The sequence below is a fragment of the Paraglaciecola polaris LMG 21857 genome (assembly GCF_000315055.1).
GTDB lineage: Bacteria > Pseudomonadota > Gammaproteobacteria > Enterobacterales > Alteromonadaceae > Paraglaciecola > Paraglaciecola polaris.
Genome location: NZ_BAER01000017.1, coordinates 68,868 through 85,897, shown reverse-complemented (window position 1 = coordinate 85,897; position 17,030 = coordinate 68,868). Strand labels below are relative to the sequence as shown.

Annotated in this window: 14 protein-coding genes; 7 read left to right on the top strand and 7 right to left on the bottom strand. The window is 43.3% G+C overall.

The genetic code is table 11. From position 1 onward, the window contains the following. Positions 1-130 precede the first annotated feature (130 nt). A complete protein-coding gene (locus tag GPLA_RS02340) occupies positions 131-1,327 on the top strand; it encodes a GAK system CofD-like protein (RefSeq protein ID WP_007103202.1) in 1,197 nt (398 codons plus the stop codon). Between the two features lie 16 nt (positions 1,328-1,343). On the opposite strand, the gene GPLA_RS02335 is transcribed toward GPLA_RS02340, so the two are convergent. After that, positions 1,344-2,252 carry a LysR family transcriptional regulator gene (locus GPLA_RS02335; RefSeq protein ID WP_007103201.1) on the bottom strand — a complete coding sequence of 303 codons (909 nt, stop codon included), beginning with the start codon at positions 2,250-2,252 and terminating at the stop codon, positions 1,344-1,346. Between the two features lie 153 nt (positions 2,253-2,405). Here GPLA_RS02335 and GPLA_RS02330 point away from each other — a divergent pair, with 153 nt between their 5' ends. Beyond that, entirely contained in the window at positions 2,406-3,404 is a 999-nt protein-coding gene (locus tag GPLA_RS02330) for an NADP-dependent oxidoreductase (RefSeq protein WP_007103200.1), read from the top strand. An 81-nt stretch (positions 3,405-3,485) separates the two neighbouring features. Here GPLA_RS02330 and GPLA_RS02325 read toward each other — a convergent pair whose 3' ends face one another. The 4 genes from GPLA_RS02325 to GPLA_RS02310 all read right to left on the bottom strand — a co-directional run bounded on the left by GPLA_RS02325 (position 3,486) and on the right by GPLA_RS02310 (position 7,278). Then, entirely contained in the window at positions 3,486-4,376 is an 891-nt protein-coding gene (locus GPLA_RS02325; protein ID WP_007103199.1) for a LysR family transcriptional regulator, read from the bottom strand. 69 nt (positions 4,377-4,445) lie between these two features. Next, the gene (locus GPLA_RS02320; protein ID WP_007103198.1) at positions 4,446-5,141 is read right to left on the bottom strand and encodes a pirin family protein; all 696 of its coding nucleotides are present in this window, start codon (positions 5,139-5,141) and stop codon (positions 4,446-4,448) included. A 25-nt stretch (positions 5,142-5,166) separates the two neighbouring features. Continuing rightward, positions 5,167-5,616, bottom strand: coding sequence for a DoxX family protein (locus GPLA_RS02315; protein ID WP_007103197.1), 450 nt, complete (start codon positions 5,614-5,616; stop codon positions 5,167-5,169). A gap of 282 nt (positions 5,617-5,898) precedes the next feature. Next, on the bottom strand, positions 5,899-7,278 hold the full coding sequence (locus GPLA_RS02310) for a M28 family metallopeptidase (RefSeq protein WP_007103196.1): 1,380 nt from the start codon (positions 7,276-7,278) through the stop codon (positions 5,899-5,901). Between the two features lie 241 nt (positions 7,279-7,519). Between GPLA_RS02310 and GPLA_RS02305 the strand changes: the two genes are divergently transcribed. Continuing rightward, complete coding sequence (locus GPLA_RS02305) at positions 7,520-12,103, top strand: EAL domain-containing protein (RefSeq protein WP_040513838.1); 4,584 nt, start codon at positions 7,520-7,522, stop codon at positions 12,101-12,103. A gap of 67 nt (positions 12,104-12,170) precedes the next feature. Here the strand turns inward: GPLA_RS02305 and GPLA_RS02300 are convergent, their stop codons facing one another. After that, on the bottom strand, positions 12,171-12,749 hold the full coding sequence (locus tag GPLA_RS02300) for a DUF4097 family beta strand repeat-containing protein (protein ID WP_007103194.1): 579 nt from the start codon (positions 12,747-12,749) through the stop codon (positions 12,171-12,173). A gap of 383 nt (positions 12,750-13,132) precedes the next feature. Between GPLA_RS02300 and GPLA_RS23830 the strand changes: the two genes are divergently transcribed. The 3 genes from GPLA_RS23830 (at position 13,133) to GPLA_RS02290 (ending at position 15,513) form a co-directional block, all read left to right on the top strand. Next, positions 13,133-13,657 (top strand): hypothetical protein, encoded by a 525-nt coding sequence (locus GPLA_RS23830; protein WP_226993037.1) that lies wholly within the window; start codon positions 13,133-13,135, stop codon positions 13,655-13,657. Between the two features lie 11 nt (positions 13,658-13,668). Next, entirely contained in the window at positions 13,669-14,616 is a 948-nt protein-coding gene (locus GPLA_RS23825; protein WP_226993036.1) for a GGDEF domain-containing protein, read from the top strand. A gap of 69 nt (positions 14,617-14,685) precedes the next feature. Next, positions 14,686-15,513: a phytanoyl-CoA dioxygenase family protein gene (locus GPLA_RS02290; protein ID WP_007103193.1), complete on the top strand. Its 828-nt coding sequence runs from the start codon at positions 14,686-14,688 to the stop codon at positions 15,511-15,513. A 24-nt stretch (positions 15,514-15,537) separates the two neighbouring features. Here the strand turns inward: GPLA_RS02290 and GPLA_RS02285 are convergent, their stop codons facing one another. After that, entirely contained in the window at positions 15,538-15,813 is a 276-nt protein-coding gene (locus tag GPLA_RS02285) for a peptidylprolyl isomerase (RefSeq protein ID WP_007103192.1), read from the bottom strand. A 408-nt stretch (positions 15,814-16,221) separates the two neighbouring features. Between GPLA_RS02285 and GPLA_RS02280 the strand changes: the two genes are divergently transcribed. Continuing rightward, positions 16,222-16,992 carry a class II aldolase/adducin family protein gene (locus GPLA_RS02280; protein ID WP_040513816.1) on the top strand — a complete coding sequence of 257 codons (771 nt, stop codon included), beginning with the start codon at positions 16,222-16,224 and terminating at the stop codon, positions 16,990-16,992. The last annotated feature ends 38 nt before the right edge of the window (positions 16,993-17,030 follow it).

The following is a 17,030-nucleotide window of genomic DNA, read 5'->3' as shown; positions in this document are numbered from 1 at the left end:
GGCGCAAAAAAACGCACTCGATAGTGAGATACAACTTGTTACTTGGTTTTTTCGGCTGAAGGTGTAATCTATTGCCCATAATAAAAACTATATTTCTAGGGCTGTATTAGCCATATGAGTGTGCAGATCCATGCGTGTTAAACCTTATCCGCAATCACATTTTCAGCCTAAAATTAAGGCGTTAGATGCGACGAAGTTCGCCCCACAATTAGGTAAGAAACTACTGTTTTTTAGTGGCGGTAGTGCATTACGTAGTTTTTGTCAGCCGCTTGTACAGGCGACACATAATTCCATTCATCTTGTTACACCATTTGATTCAGGCGGAAGCTCGGCCAAAATCCGTGAGCAATTTTCGATGCCCGCAATGGGAGATTTACGCAATCGCTTGCTGGCACTTAGCCATAATAAAACCCATGAACAAGATGTGATTGCACGTTTATTGAGCTATAGGCTTTGTTCAATAGCATCCCCGCAGGCGCTTCGGGAACACCTCCAGTCAATGGCAGATGGGCAGGATCCTCTTGTGGCGGTATTAAGTGATACTCATAGGCGAATTTTCTGTCGAAAAATAGCGTTGGTCCTAGGGTGTTTACCCCGTGAGTTTGATTTAAAGGGGGCAAGCATTGGTAATTTGTTGTTCATTGATACTGAATACTCACGTGAAAATTCATTGCAGCGCGGCATCGATTTTTTTAATCAAATGCTAGATATTCGAGGGGTCGTTAGGCCGATTGTCAATGATAGTCTGCATATCGCGGCGTATTTGCAAAGCGGTGAATCTATTGTTGGTCAACATCGACTAACGGCAAAGGAAACACCGGCGTTGCGCAGTGCTATTACTAAGCTGTATTTATGTGACAATCCTAACGCTCCTAAAGCCGTAGATTGTTTTTTGCAGCCTGAAAATCGCAGATACATTGAGCAAGCGGACTTAATTTGTTACCCACCCGGTAGTTTTTTTACTAGCATTATCGCCAATTTATTGCCGGTAGGGGTTGGAGAAGCGATTAGTCGAAATCCTCAACCCAAGGTGTACATTCCCAACTTAGGAAACGACCCTGAGCAAATTGGTATGAGCCTAGAAGATTGTGTTTTGACCTTGTTAAGTTATATGCGAAAAAATACACCACAGCCGCTCGCGGCGTCACAATATATCAGCACTATCTTACTCGATGTAAACAGCAAATATTATCAAGGTGGGATCCCATTTGATCGTCTTAGGGAGCTAGGAATAAATGTTGTTCAGCGAGACTTAGTGACGATGCGCAGTGCTCCTTTTTATAATGATGATTTATTACTCAAAAGCTTGTTGGAGATTGCCCAGTAGCACATTTATGTCAGTGTTAAGGATGGGCACTTTTTATCCGGGCTACCAAAAAGTCCACTGCGGCTTTGACTTTAGGGACCAGGTAGCGCTGCTTTTGGTACAAAAGATAGATGCCTAAATCGTCGCTCGAGGTAATATTTATAGCAGGGTTGAACACGAGCTCCTTCAATTCACCTGATAATAAGTAATCTTTTAGCAGCCATCTTGGAGCCATCATCATACCTTGCCCCGCTAAAACTTTACTTAATAACCATTTGCCGTTGTTAGAAATGGCGACTTGTGGGGCAGACACATCTTGCCATTGTCCGTTTATTTCGCTTACCCAACGCAGCGGCCCATTAGGTGTACGATAATACAACCCGTAATGATTCGCTAATTCTAACGGTGAATTTGGTACTCCATAGCGTGCAAGATATTCTTGGGTCGCAACATTAACAAATTGATTGCCCATTAGTTTAATCGCTACAACTCTTTCATTTGGGGCATATCCACCGCGTATTGCAATATCTACATCATCCCGTGAAAATGCCGTTAACTCATCACTGAGTCTCACATCAAGAATAATCTGTGGATAGCGTTCGCTAAATTCTTCTAGCAATGGAAATAGCATAGGCTCGCCAAATTCAACCATGGCGCTGATACGCAATTTCCCAGTGGGTACGGTTTGATAGCTGCGTACCGTATCATTACTTAATTCGAGCTGACGTAATATATCGTTTACTTGTGCGTAATAAGTGCGACCAATTTCCGTTAGCTTTACCGCACGGGTCGAACGCTTTAATAAGGTTGCGCCAAGGCTTCGCTCTAAGTCCGCGACCCGCCGTGATAACGAAGATGGTGGAACATGGAATGACAGCGCAGCTTGAGTAAAACTGCCTGTCTCCACAACTTTACAAAAATATCGGATAGCGCGTAGTTGGTCCATTTATCTTCAATAAGTGTTTTATTATTGTCTAAAAGACAATAAAGATTGGCTTTGTTGGGGGGTTATCTTAGCAAAAATAGCCTTAATATTATAATTAGCACTGAAAAATCAGTGAAAGTACGCTTAATATTTAACACCAAATGGAGATAGCCAATGACAACCTACACCGCAATTAATTTAAAACAGCGTCCTGAGCCAGGGCCAATACCAGCATCAACTTTCGAAGTCGTACAAAAAGCACTGCCGAGTGCTGGTCCAGGCGAAATTGTTGTTAAGCAAACGTATATGTCCCTCGATCCTGCGATGATTGGTTGGATGAGTTCAGATACCAAGAGCTACATCCCGCCAGTTGCCTTAGGAGATGTAATGCGTTCTTCAGGCACAGGCGAAGTCGTCGACAGCAACCATCCAGATTTTGCGGTAGGTGATCGCGTTATGGGTATGACGGGCTGGACCGAGTATTTTGTTAGCAGTGGTCAGGGGCTAAATAAATTACCTGCCGGTGTGGATGAGGAACAAGCATTGTCTGTTTTTGCGTTACCTGGGTTGACCGCAACACAAGGGTTGTACGGTGTTGCAAAACCTAAATCTGGCGAAACCATAGTCGTCAGTGGTGCGGCAGGCTCAGTAGGTTCTATCGTCGGGCAATTGGCAAAAGCAGATGGTTTAACCGTTATCGGTGTGGCTGGTTCCGATGATAAGTGTCAATGGCTGGTAAACGAACTGGGCTTTGATGGGGCAATTAATTATAAAACTGATGATGTGAATGCCAAACTCACTGAGCTTGCTGTAAACGGTGTAGATATATTCTTTGAAAATACTGGCGGAACAATACAACAGCATATTTTTGAACATATGAATGCACATGGTCGTGTCGCGGTGTGCGGTATGATTTCAGATTACGCGTCGTCAGAGCCTAGCGCTGGGCCGAACTGGATCCCAATTATTAAAAAGCGTTTAATGATCCAAGGCTTCACTATGCCTGATCATTATGCTCAAGTGCCTGAGTTACTTGCAAAGTTAACCCCTTACGTGATGAAAGGCCAAATCAAATACCGGGCCCACGTTCTTGATGGTTTGCCATCAGCGGTTGACGGCTTAAACATGCTGTTGACCGGAGGTAACAAGGGTAAGTTAATGGTTAAGCTTTAAAACGTTACGAGCAGGGAGCATCAGCTCCCTGCTTTATTCATCTTTGTTATTGAATCTCAGATTTAAATATTTCCGACGATACTACAACCACTGTTGTTGACTGATTTTTTGCCAAAACCACTGGGTAGCCTTACCTGTTTTTGATTTTTCTTTAGCGAAATATAAAGGAATAGGTGGCCTGGGTAACGACGTAGCTTTAGCGATTAATGTGCCATTATCTAAATATGGTTTGGCGATATGTAAAGGGAGAAAACCAACACCTACTCCGGCCACTTGGGCTTTCGCTTTACTGAGCATGCTGCTAACGCGAATTAACTGTTTGTTATCGAATAGTCCGCTTGAACGACCGGGTAAATTACGAGAACTATCTGCAACGACCACGTAGGGGAATTGGCGGATATGGTGACCTTCAATTAAGCCAATAAAATTGGCTAAAGGGTGAGAAGCGCTGACGACAAACACAAATTCTAATTCACCTAACTGGGATACGTGATATTGCCCTTTAGGTAGCTCGCCTGTTACGCCAAGTGCTATATCAGCCCGTTTTGATTGTAAGGCATCCCAACCCCCTCCTAATGCTTCTTCAATAACAGTTATCTCCACGTGTTTGTCCAATTGGCAAAACTGGGCGATAAGCGCAAGCAAAGGCTCATCTGGGATGACGGTGTCTTTAGCAATGATCAGCTTTGCTTCCCAGCCAGATTCTAATTGTTGAACGCGCTCTTCTAACGAATTGGCTGCTTGAAGGAGCTCAACGCCTTCTGCGAGCACTAATTTTCCTGCAGGAGTGAGGGTTGCCCTTTGGCCTTTGCGGTCGAAAAGTGCCACACCCAAATCCGTTTCAAGTTTACTGATGGTGTATGTTAACGCTGATGGGACTTTAAATAGTGCGTCCGCTGCAGCGGCAAAGCTGCCTTTGGCATTTATTGCTTCTAATACTCGAAGTGCATCTAGTGTGACTGCATGACGCATAAAATGATCCCTAAGAAAAAAAACCGCACTGAAGTACCTTCAGTGCGGTTGTATGCAGAAGCTAGGCAACTAAGGCAAATCAAATACTAACGCACTAGCACTTTGTGCACCTTGGTTACTCAGAAACAAAGTCGTTAATTGATTGATTTTAGCACCATCCCCTTGCTTCAAGCACCGCTGGTTAATGTTTATTTCGCCAACTACTTGGTGAATATAGGTATTGCGCTCGCTGTCTATAGCCAGTGTCAAACTTGTCCCAGGAGCAAGTATTAGTTGGCTCAGTGATGCGTCTTGCTTAACTTTTAGTGTGCCATCTTGGCCTGTTTGCGTCATGATCTTTGTTAGTCCTTGGGCTTGTCCAAAGTCTTTTTGTTGGTAACCGGGTTTACCTCCCTGACTATCCGGCACGATCCAAATCTGCAAAAAGGTTAAATCATCAGTATCAGAGGCATTGTATTCACTGTGTGTTATGCCGCTTCCAGCCGACATGAGCTGAAACTCTCCGACTGGTAAGTGTTTCACGTTTCCCATGCTATCTTTATGGGCAATAACACCTTGCGTAACATAACTTAGAATTTCCATGTCCTTGTGGCCGTGGGTACCAAACCCAGCACCGGGTTCCACTTTATCGTCATTGATGACTCTTAATGCTGAATACCCCATGTGTTTGGCATCATGGTATGAGCCGAACGAAAAAGTGTGTTTGCTATCGAGCCAGCCAAAGTTTGCCTGGCCACGTTCATGGGCTAAACGAAGATCAATCATGCGCTTTCTCCTAATCAAATTCCGCTTATTTAGAAAAACGTGTGGCTAAATGTGAGTCAACAGATAGCGCACCTGCACCTGAAAACATCAGTGAAGCACTCACCGCAAGCAATGCTAAGGCGTATTCGTAACCATTATTAGCCATGAACAAACCGTTACTAATGTGTACGCTAAAAATTGCCACTATCATGGTAACGGCTAAAATGGCCGCCGCAGGACGGGTTAACAAGCCTAGTAACAAGGCAATTCCACCGAAAAACTCAGCACTACCCGCCATTAATGCAAGTGTGTAACCCGGCTCTAAGCCAATGGAAGCCATCCATTGCCCAGTACCTTCTAATCCGTAGCCGCCAAACGCTCCAAACAATTTTTGGGCCCCGTGAGCGATAAATATAATGCCAACAGGGATACGTAACGCCAGTGCGGCCATTCCAGCACGTGAAGACATTAATTTTGCTATAAAGGTATTTTTCATGATTTTATCCTCAATTTATTTGATTGTAGTAAAGCGAATTTCGCTTTGTTATTTATCAGCGTTTCGCCGTTGAGGTAAATGTAGGTCTTTATAGCCGAATAGAAAATTAGAATGTTTTGATATTTAAGTTCAAAAAAATTGAACAATATAATGTTGGAAAAAAAACCAACACATTTGCAGGCATGAAAACCTGCTTATGTATTGAATCAGTAGCGATATAAACGCTAGGTTGGAATGAGGGAAAAAGACACAGGGTTACCCTGAGTCTTTATTAAGCGAGGGTTATTCGCCAAATGCGCCTGCGGCCCCTGGGAATACAATTGGACTTTCCGCACCGTCATTACTGATGCTGGCTACCCCAAAGAAGTAGTTATCAATCACAACGTTCTCCAAGGTGAACTTATCGACATTGCCGACATAACGGCTAAATTGCCATTGGGGGGCATCGGTGTAACGCCAATAGATTTTATATCCTTTTAGTTGTGGATTTTGCTTGGTGTTCAAAGTATCCCAACTTAATGTAGTGCTTGGCTGGACCGCACCCTTAATTTGTACATTGACTGGAGGGGAAGGGGCCCACGCCATACCCGCTAAAGATACTGCATTAAGTGCAGTTAGCTTTGCTGCATACGCAAAATTTACACCCTTTATCGTGTCTCCATATTCAATGCCATTTTCGGTACGTAAATCTTGATGTTGTCGATGGTAATTTTCATTGGTTTCCATGATACGTACGCCTGGATAACCGAGGTCGTTAAATGGGCGATGATGACCACCTCGCCCAAATCGGTCTAAACGATAAATGACCATGGTGTCTAGATTAGGAATATAGCGGTCGGCCATCCAATCAATATAGCGCGCCAAGTTACGACTGGGTGAGTCCACTTCTCCGCCGGTAAAGCGTCTGCTGCGTGCTTCTTCTGCGGTTTCAGTTTGACGCGTGCCCTCAGCAAATATGCGAGCCGTCGTGTTGTTGATCACCCCGTTTATACCTTCAATATTACCAATCATGTCGTTATTGAGCACAGCTTTAATTCGCCAGCCGTCTTTTTGTGCTTGTTCGGCTAATATTTTGCCACCAAACAAACCTTGCTCTTCCCCTGAAAGGGCTGCATAAATAATGCTTCCAGAGAATGAATATTTGCTCAGTACACGAGCCGCCTCTAGTGTACCGGCAATGCCTGATGCATTATCGTTCGCGCCGGGGGAAATCGACGTGGCATCCATGACATCTGATACCCGTGAATCAATATCCCCTGACATCATCACATAACGGTTAGGATCATGACTTCCTCGTTGTATTGCGATAACACTGACGACTTCCGTGGTATCTGGTATGCGTTTTTCTGCACTTATATTTTTAGATAAATAATAGACTTCTAAACAATCACCACAAGCCTTTGAAATATCCTCAAACTCGCTTTTTATCCAGCGCCGTGCTGCACCAATACCTTGAGTGTCAGATTGTGTTTCAGACAAGGTGTGACGCGTTCCAAATCCCACGAGTGAACGGATATCCTGTTCAATACGCTGGGGGGAGACAGCCTTGGCGATAGCATGTAGTTGCGCTTGATCTTGATAGGCAGGGGTCACTTGGGCTTGGCTGTGCATACTTAAAAAGCATAACGCCAAAGTCATGCTGGTAAGGGGGAGACGTTTCATTCATACCTCTTCTTATTATGTTAACCGTTGATGATTCAATGCCATGTTATCCATATTTCACGTATCTCGCGTCGATAATGCGTTAAGTGCGCCACTATTAAAGGTGAATGGCTACCTTATTGCTTATTCGAAGCATAAAGCGTGGCATTATTTTCTCTATTTTTTGTTAATGCTTTTTTGTATTTATGTAACATCACGTTACAATGGCGATGGTAACAAGCAGGTTGTAAAACGGAGTCGCATGTTAGGTAAGTATTGTTGTTTGGTAAGCTGGATAGGGATGTTATTCCATTCTGCTTTTGCGGTAGCGATTGTTGATTTATCTAAGCCAGAATTGAAAACGCCGGTTTTTTCACAATTAACAACTGAAAATGGGCTGAGCCAAGACACGATTAATGTTTTGCACGTCGATAATCAGGGGTTTTTATGGTTGGGAACCGATACCGGCTTGAATCGTTACGATGGCTATAGAGTTGAGGCCATTGAGCCAGAGGGCACAGCACTTGGTGCAAAAACGATTAATGATTTATGGCAAGACAGCCATGAAAATTTATGGATCGCGACCTTTAGTGCCGGCGTGTTCAAGCTTGATTTAACCACTGGCAAAGCCACACGAGTCGACGCCCGTAAGTCACAGGTTATTCCCGACTGGCAGCAAGGGGCAAATGCTTTCGCTGAGGACGAAACGGGTAACATTTGGATTGCGTTTGATGAGGACGTATTGACATACGACGGGCCAACTAATGCCCTAAACACGGTTTTCTCTATGTCTCAGGCGCGGATCGAAAAAGGGTATTTCATTCGCACGCTAATGTGGTCAGGGGATTTATTGTATATAGGCACCAGTGAAGGGTTATTGGTGTATTCGCGCTCACAACAAAAAACCGTTGATTTGGGCTTTCTGTTTGCAGGTTTTGCTAATGACGACCAAAAAAATGTAAAGACACTGTATGTGGACGCCAGCCGTGACCGCTTGATGATAGGCACAGTCAAGGGATTGTATACCCTTTCGTTGGCACAGATTGAACAGTTTGTTACCCAAGGCACTCAGCCTGAACCACTTAGTACACTCATTGAGAGCCGCAATATTTGGCGAATTCGCAGCACCGACAATAGCCTGTTTTATCTGCCAACCGATCAGGGTATCTACACGTACGATGCACAATCACAGCAAATAAGTCATTTATTACGACCTACCGACAGTCGGCTGCTCTTGTCTAAAGATGTGATATATGACGTAGGCTTCGATGGTAAACAAAACCTATGGCTGGGGACTCGCTCGGATGGCGCCCTGCATTGGATGCGTACCTCGCAAGTTTTTCACAACGTGTTTAATCGTGCGGGAGGCCGCGTTGACAAGACCCTTAGCGACAACAACGTGTGGAGTTTATGGCAGTCAGATGCAAGTGGATATTGGGTCGGGACCGATAACGGCTTAAATTTCTATAATACCGAAACGGCTACCACTCGCCAATTTATGGTGTCTGATGAAGACATGCCTCAGTATTCCGCTTCTAGTATTCATCAGATCTTAGCCGCTGATACGGGATATTTGTGGCTATTAACAGGGGATGGTTTACGTCGTTTTAATATAAATACCGAAATGTTAGAGGTAATTAAGGTTGATAGTGAGCCAGTGCCCAATATTCTTGGTGAATACATTTTTGCGGGAAATGTTAATCGAAATGGCGATTTATTTTTTATTTACGAGCAAGGTGTTTACCACTACAGCACAGTGACTCATAAGGTCACTGCGCTAACGGAATTAAATGCTCAGCCTATCACCAAGTTGCTTTACAGTATTTTACCCTCGTTACCCAGTGCTCCTAACAACCTGGTGCTGAGTGCGCTAGGGGGTCTGTATCAATGGGATCCAGTTAAGCTCAAGCTGATGCCTATTCATCAATTGGATCACACCTTACATGCAAATATCGCGGCCGATAGCTGGGTGTTAGATGCACAAAATATATTGTGGATCAGCTACCCAGGTTACGGACTAGTTGGTTTAGACGGAGATACCTTTGAACAGCGCTATTTGTTCGATAAAAGTAACCTGCTGCCCTCCAATAATATCTATAGTTTGCAGCAAGATGCTAATGGGAGTATTTGGATTAGTTCCCACAATGGACTGCTTAAATTTAACCCTAGGTCCCACACGCTGCAGCGTTATGGGCACAGTCACGGTTTAATAAACGAAGAATTTAATCAAGGTGCAAATTTGCAACTCATTAACGGCCAGCTGATATTTGGTTCACCAAAAGGTTTGGTGGTGTTTGACCCGGCACAATTGCCAAGTAACCCGTCATCGACGATGACACCTAAAATAACGGATATTAGTGTTTCCTCTGTGCAGTATTCCTCTGCATTATCCGACTTATCTGGCAGCACGGTTCATTTGCAGCATGACGATTTGGGCTTGAGAATTAGCTTTTCAACCTTGGAATTCGATAGTATCCACAGTACGCGATATCAATATCGCTTAACAGGAGCCCGAGACATCGTTTACCCATTGACCGACGAGTCTCATGTTTATTTTCCTAAACTAGAGCCAGGCTCATATGAATTTAGCGTGACGGCTATCGGTATGTCAGGGGGGGAAATAAGCCCAAGCGCGTCCATTTTTATCAAGGTGGATTATTCGCCTTGGAAATCGCCCTTGGCATTTTTGAGTTATGCCTTGTTGATTATGCTAGTGCTATACGTAGTCTGGAAGCGACGCCGTTTTCAAGCGCAACGTTTGCGCAGTGCCCACAGAGAAGCATTGCAAAGCAAAGCGCGATTATCACTTGCTTTACGTGCCAGCAATAGCGGTGTATGGGAATGGGATGAATGGACTGACCAAGTGCTCGCATCGCGTATCACTGGTGAGCTAGGCTACCGAGATAAACTAGAATATGTACCGAGAGAGGAACATATTGCGCTTATTCATAACCGCGATCGTGAGCACTATTTAAGCCAGTGGGGCGCGTTTATTCGTAGCAAGGACAAGGTGTTAGATGTCACTTATCGAATGATCACTCAGCAAGGTCATTGCTTGTGGTATCGAGATGTGGGGAATGTCACAGGCGGATCAGCGAATGAGGGTAATCAAAAAGTGGTTGGCACCTATACCAATGTTACCGAAAGCATCACCGAACAGGAAGACTTACGTTTATTCGGTGAAGCATATAAGCATACGCGAGATTGGGTGTTGGTGTGTAACCGACATACTGAGCCTCTGGCGGCAAATCAGGCATTTTGTGATACGTTTGGCATTGACGATCAAAACGATATCGCCCGTCAACTACGTCATGTTTATCGGGGTAATGAAACCGAGTTGTTACAATTTTGGTCTACGTTAAAAGAGCTCAAGGCAGGGGATGATTGGCGCGGTGAAGACCAGATTATTTTACACAACCACGAAGTTAGAGATGTGCTGGTTTACATTAAAGCGGTGGCTAGCATCAATGATGTAACAGACATAGATTCATACTTGATCATTTTGAGTGACATCAGTGAGCATAAAAAAGCTCAGCAGGCGTTGATGAAGCTCGCCAATTTCGATTCATTGACTGGGTTACCTAACAGAACGCTGTTACTTGATCGGGTAAATCATGCCATCGATCAAGCACAAAGAGGCACCCATACTCTTGGATTGTTTTTTATTGATTTAGATAAGTTTAAACAGGTCAATGATAGCTTGGGGCATAGCGCGGGAGACACTCTGCTGCAAGAGATATCGGCCCGATTACTTAACCTTTTACGTAAAGAAGATACCATTGCCCGCCTTGGAGGCGACGAATTTGTGGTACTTATCGAGCATGTGCAAAGCATCGAAGGCCTTACTCATTTAGCCAGTCAAATTATTAACATTATCGACACCCCTGTGCAGCTTGATAACCACATGGTGAGCGTGTCATCGAGTATTGGTATCGCGTTATATCCAGAGGATGCACTGAATGCAGAAGAATTGCTGCAAAACGCAGATATTGCCATGTATCACGCTAAAGAAAACGGCCGGAGCAATTTCCAATTTTTCACGGCAAAAATGAACGTATTAGCGCAACAGCGATTAGCTTTAGAAAGCGATCTTAAATCTGCCCATAGCCAGCAAAAATTTGAAAATCATTATCAGCCCATAGTTGATATAAGCCGGAATGAAATTGTTGGTTTTGAATTGCTAATGCGCTGGTTTACAGACACCGGTAAAGTTTCCCCTGGGCGCTTTATTCCGGTGGCAGAAGAATTGGGCTTGATCGAAAGCATGACGTTACAAGCGATGGAGCGGGCGCTTCCTATGTTTAAATATTGGCAAGAGGTCAATTTTAAAGGCTATTTATCAATCAATCTTTCTGCTCGTCATTTTGAATCATTACAATCAATTAACGATATTATTGCTTTTTTAGCCACTAACCAATTACCGGTAAATGCTGTGCGCTTTGAGATAACCGAAAGTGCGCTGATGAAGGATTATCAAAAAGCCATTGTATACATGCAACGTTTGAAAGAAGTTGGTTTTTGTATTGCGTTGGACGATTTTGGCACGGGTTATTCGTCTTTAAAATACCTCAAGGAATTCCCCCTTAGCGTGATTAAAGTAGATAAGAGCTTTGTGGATGATATAGGTATAAATAGCAATAATGAGGCGTTAATTGAAACCATATTACGCATGGCACAAAGTTTAGATATGTATTGTGTCGCTGAGGGAATTGAAACACTCGAACAAGTCGAATTTTTCAAGCAACATGAATGTCACTTCTTGCAGGGCTATTACTTTTCTAGGCCAGTCGCAATGGGAGATACGTTTGCGCTTATCGATAAAAAGTGGCTAACGAATGAGTCATAACGATGGCGTTTAGGTTGCCGAGTCTTTAGTTCGCTTAAAAGGAGTTGTGGGCACGAGCGGTGAAATATTAAATATCGGTGGCAATGCTTGCATTGGTGATATGTAATTCAGCGGGTTGAAGCAGAACCAGGCTACCCAATATCTGAACCTCGTCAGAGATCCATATTGTTGGCATAGAATAATCTACTAAGCTGGTATTCGATGGCGCATTAGCAGCGCCAATGATGATATCGCCTTTGATAATGGTTTCTCCGCTAAGTCTAATATCGCCGTGGTAAGTGGTGACATTTCCCGTCACCAACGCATTATTCAGTACAATACTCCCGCTTATACTACTAATCGACCCTTGAACGACACTCCCTTGCGCTAAGCGGATATTACCATTCACTGAGCGTATATTGGCGGTAACCTTAAGCTCAGTATCGCCTTCAATCTGACCATTAACGGAGTTGATTTGCTTAACCTTTACCCCTGACCGCAGGGTAATATTGCCGTTGATGGTATGTAGTGAATCGATTTGACTATAGGCGGGTACTAAAATGTTTTGGTTAATCGTGTCTGTAGTGGTGAGGTTCTTGTCTGAAGCTATTAATTCTGCATTGCATAGCAATGTTGATAGACTCAAAATGGCAAGTAGATATGGCATGATCCCTCGTTAATGATAAATTATTTTTTAACTATACTTACCGCTTACGCAGATGTTGTGCCATGTGTGTAAGTAGTTGTTTTAATTTAATAATTTAATATGGAGGGGATTACTAAACTAGAAATAACGCGATACTAAGTGAAATTAACCAATACTTAGTCGAAATCAAACTTTAGCCTAATATCCGCTTTCAAACGGGCAAATCCTCAAATAACGTATATACATTATCTATGCTGTATTTTTGTGTTGTTTACATGTCGTTATTATTGATGTCTTGTTTGAGGCTAATAAGCTTCGTTTTTTTCTACCCTTATCGCGCTAGGGCTTATTCGCTACTTTTCCCTGTTTTACTCTGTTGGTTATGCTTATTTAGCAGCTCCCTTTTGGCCCAAGAGCATAATCTGTGCAGTGTCTCGATCAATGACTTCGAGCAAGACGTACCGCTAAACGAGAGCATTGAAGTCCCTCTGTTACAATTTGCAAACTCGTTAATATTACGTTGTGATATTAATCAAGCGGGTGTTCTGGTGGTAAATGACCGCTTACTCCACCACGGCAGCATGCGTATTGAGGGATCAGACGTTGGCGCTTTAGCAGCTAACCAACTGACATTTTCTTTACCATCGGGTCGTTTTGTTGCCGAAATTCAACTAAATGTTGAGCAAGACTACCTCTCTAGTGTGACCTTACAGAAATGGCCAGATTATGCTTTGAAGGGGCAACGGCATAATTTATTACTAGGCCTATTTTTTGGTTTATGCATTACATTAGTTTTTTATCTTTATTTTATGGGCCGAAGCCTCAAGGACAAGCGCTTCCGCCACTACTGCTATTATATTCTCTGCGCTGGAATGTTTTTTTATTACAAGAAGGCAACTTACACTTATTTTTTGACGCGACAATACTAAGTACTCGACAGGTGAAGCTATTATTTGCTGGGCTGACGGTATTTTCCGGCACTTTTTTTGTTGTTTCGTTATTAGACTTGCAAGGCCGCTGGCCTTTAATAACGCGCATAACGGTTTTGTACCCTGCAGGACTCGTTTTAGGTATTTCTATCGCCCTCCTATTTATGCCAAGAGGGGAGTGGTTCGCTTGGCTCGCTACCATTATGGCTCGTTTGACCTTTGGGTTAATGGCATTTACGTTTGGTTTAATAAGTTGTGCGGTTTACGTTAGAGTACATACCGCACGCCTTGTTCTACTTGCCTCTTGTATAGTTCTGAGCGCCATGATTTTTCGTATATGGCTGGGGGATGTGAGCCCTTTTTTACAGCGTTACGGACTGATTTTTTCATTTGCCGTTGAAACTTTTTTACTGGCCATCGCAACCTCTGAACGGATAAAGGGCATCAACCAAGATAAAATTTTAGCCCAGGCTCAAGCGATGACCGATCCCTTATGTGAACTACTTAATCGTAGAGGATGGGAAAATTCAGCAAATAAGATGCTTAAAGCGCATCAAGATAACGGTGGCATATTGTGTTTGTTGTATATCGACTTGGATAATTTCAAACAGATAAATGACTGTTATGGCCATCAGGTGGGGGATGATGTGTTACGTATATTGGCTAAAATTATTCGAAAGCAAATGCGTGATCAAGATGCGGTGGGTCGTCTAGGGGGAGACGAATTTGTAGGCTTGGCAAAATTTGACGGAGAGGCGCAATCACGGGCTCTCGAAGAGCGGCTTACGGGTCGTCTGACAAATATTAATATTCATACCGATAGTGGCCAAATTAACGTAACTGCTAGCGTTGGTTGCGTGGTGTTTAGTGAGGTGCAAAGGAGCGTCAGTGATATGCTCAAACAAGCCGACCAAGCCATGTACAAGGTCAAACAAGCGCATCATAAAAACCCTATCTAGAACGGCTCAATTTATGGCAATATCTTGTTTTAAGTAAAATTTATTAACATTTAACCTAGGAAGAAAATCATGCTAACCAGTGAAGAACAGCAACGTTTTAAATCTACTGGCTATCTCGTTTTAAATGAAATTTTTAGCGGATCTGAAATGGTGGCACTTAAAAACGAAGCTCAAAACATTGTGGAGCAGTTTGATCCAAGGTCAACTCGTTCAATTTTCTCTACCCAAGATCACAGCAAGACCCGAGATGACTACTTTTTGCAATCAGGTGATAAAGTTCGCTGTTTCTTTGAAGAGGAAGCGTTTGATGAAAAAGGGCAATTAAAGCAAGCCAAAGCGGTCAGTATCAACAAAGTTGGTCATGCCCTTCATACGTTAAATCCCGTGTTTAAAGCGTTCAGCCATGATCCACGTATCAGTCAGGTAGCACGAGATGTGGGTTTAATTAAACCGCAAATTCACCAATCAATGTATATTTTTAAGCAACCAAAGATAGGCGGTGTTATTCGCTGGCATCAAGACGCAACTTACTTTCTAAGTGCACCACTGTCAGTGATTACCTTTTGGTTTGCGGTGGAAGATGCCACCATCGAAAATGGTTGTTTACAAATTAAAGCTGATGGCAGTGATACTCCATTACGTGAACAGTTTATTCGTTTTGCGGATGATAGCACTGAGCTTAAGGTGCTTGATGGAACACCCTGGCCAAAAGACGAAAATGCCAAGCCGCTGGAAGTAAAAAAAGGTTCGTTGGTGGTATTTGATGGTCTTTTACCGCATTTTAGTGCGCCAAATCGATCGTCTAAATCTCGTCATGCGTATACCTTGCACGTGACGTGTGGGACAACGGCATATGACTCGCTCAATTGGTTGCAAGCGACGCCAAGTCCGCTATAGATTTAATGCGATAGACGGCCTCTATTAATTTCGGTAGAGGGTTTTTATCAAGTGATAACCAAATTGGGTTTTTACTGGACCATGAACGGTTAATATTTCTTTTTTAAATACCACGTTATCAAACGCTTTAACCATGGTGCCTGGGCTAAATTCACCTAAGTCGCCGCCTTTTTTTCCTGACGGACATTGGGAGTGCTTTTTAGCCAGTTGTGAAAAGTTAGCGCCCTTGTCTAACTGTGCTTTCAGTTGTTGGGCTTCTTTTTCAGTTTTTACCAATATGTGGCATGCACCTGCTTTCATAATGTATTGCCTTGAGTCGTTAAGATGAGAGGTATCCGCTAAGCAATAGTGCATAAAGCGTTTACGATTATTGGCCTATTGTGCCACGGCCACAGCGCGCGAGACAAAAGTAATTAATACCTGATTAAGCTGAATAGGCGCATATCAACAGATGCCAGAGACAGGAAATTGTTAATCATTCAGGGTAAACCCAGTGCGATAGATGTAAAACCCATAAGGTAAAGCCCATCGGTATCGGATATTATTTGCAACTCAGTTAGTATTGTCTGCATCATCTAAGTGCTCGGCATTCAACTGAGGGCAAGTACACAACGAATAAGTGTATTACGTTATCGTCAGGTTTAATTGGTTTAGCCCATGCCTGATATTTTGTATTGATTATTTACGTGTCATAAAAGTTAAGGAGCCATGGTGTTTGCGTTAACGGATAGAAGTTTAAAAGGTCAGGTTTCGGCTGTTGAATGGCAGGCTCGCGTCGATTTAGCTGCCTGTTATCGACTGGTGGCTGATAGTCGTTGGGGGGATTTAATTTACACCCATATTTCAGCGCGCATTCCGCATACTGATGAATATCTTATCAATCCATTTGGGCTGACATTTGACGAAGTAACCGCGTCAAATTTAGTCAAAGTTGACCTCGTTGGTAATATACTTGATGGTTCATCGTACTCAATCAACCCAGCTGGTTTTACCATTCACAGTGCCATTCATGAAGTTCGACATGACGCGCAATGTATTATTCATTTGCACACTAAGGCTACAATCAGCGTCGCGAGTTTAAAAGGCGGACTGCAACCTTGGAGTCAGTACGCCATGTTTTCACTTTCATCTATGAGCTACCACGCTTACGAAGGCTTGGCAGTAAACAGAGATGAAAAGAAACGTTTACAAGACGACTTAGCTAGTAACAACCATATGTTATTGCATAACCACGGAGGCCTAACGTTAGGGCCCACAGTCGGCGATGCGTTTATGCGTTTTTATGATTTACAAAGAGCATGTGAAATTCAAATGGATTTATTGCAAGCTAATCAATCGGTTATCGAGATACCTCAGCCAATTGTTGATGGTATATACGCTCAGGCTAATGTGGTGCACAGCGGCGAAACCGGCGGTCAAATAGCGTGGCCAGCTATGTTACGCAAAGCGTACAAACTCGACCCCTCTTTTTGTGAATAGACGTTTTTATCGAACGCCTCACAATTTAAATTTACTCT

Excerpts from the sequence above, each read along its gene's own strand:
- GPLA_RS02340 (WP_007103202.1), top strand. The coding sequence starts at position 131 with ATGCGTGTTAAACCTTATCCGCAATCACATTTTCAGCCTAAAATTAAG.
- GPLA_RS02335 (WP_007103201.1), bottom strand. The coding sequence starts at position 2,252 with ATGGACCAACTACGCGCTATCCGATATTTTTGTAAAGTTGTGGAGACA.
- GPLA_RS02330 (WP_007103200.1), top strand. The coding sequence starts at position 2,406 with ATGACAACCTACACCGCAATTAATTTAAAACAGCGTCCTGAGCCAGGG.
- GPLA_RS02325 (WP_007103199.1), bottom strand. The coding sequence starts at position 4,376 with ATGCGTCATGCAGTCACACTAGATGCACTTCGAGTATTAGAAGCAATA.
- GPLA_RS02320 (WP_007103198.1), bottom strand. The coding sequence starts at position 5,141 with ATGATTGATCTTCGTTTAGCCCATGAACGTGGCCAGGCAAACTTTGGC.
- GPLA_RS02315 (WP_007103197.1), bottom strand. The coding sequence starts at position 5,616 with ATGAAAAATACCTTTATAGCAAAATTAATGTCTTCACGTGCTGGAATG.
- GPLA_RS02310 (WP_007103196.1), bottom strand. The coding sequence starts at position 7,278 with ATGAAACGTCTCCCCCTTACCAGCATGACTTTGGCGTTATGCTTTTTA.
- GPLA_RS02305 (WP_040513838.1), top strand. The coding sequence starts at position 7,520 with ATGTTAGGTAAGTATTGTTGTTTGGTAAGCTGGATAGGGATGTTATTC.
- GPLA_RS02300 (WP_007103194.1), bottom strand. The coding sequence starts at position 12,749 with ATGCCATATCTACTTGCCATTTTGAGTCTATCAACATTGCTATGCAAT.
- GPLA_RS02290 (WP_007103193.1), top strand. The coding sequence starts at position 14,686 with ATGCTAACCAGTGAAGAACAGCAACGTTTTAAATCTACTGGCTATCTC.
- GPLA_RS02285 (WP_007103192.1), bottom strand. The coding sequence starts at position 15,813 with ATGAAAGCAGGTGCATGCCACATATTGGTAAAAACTGAAAAAGAAGCC.
- GPLA_RS02280 (WP_040513816.1), top strand. The coding sequence starts at position 16,222 with ATGGTGTTTGCGTTAACGGATAGAAGTTTAAAAGGTCAGGTTTCGGCT.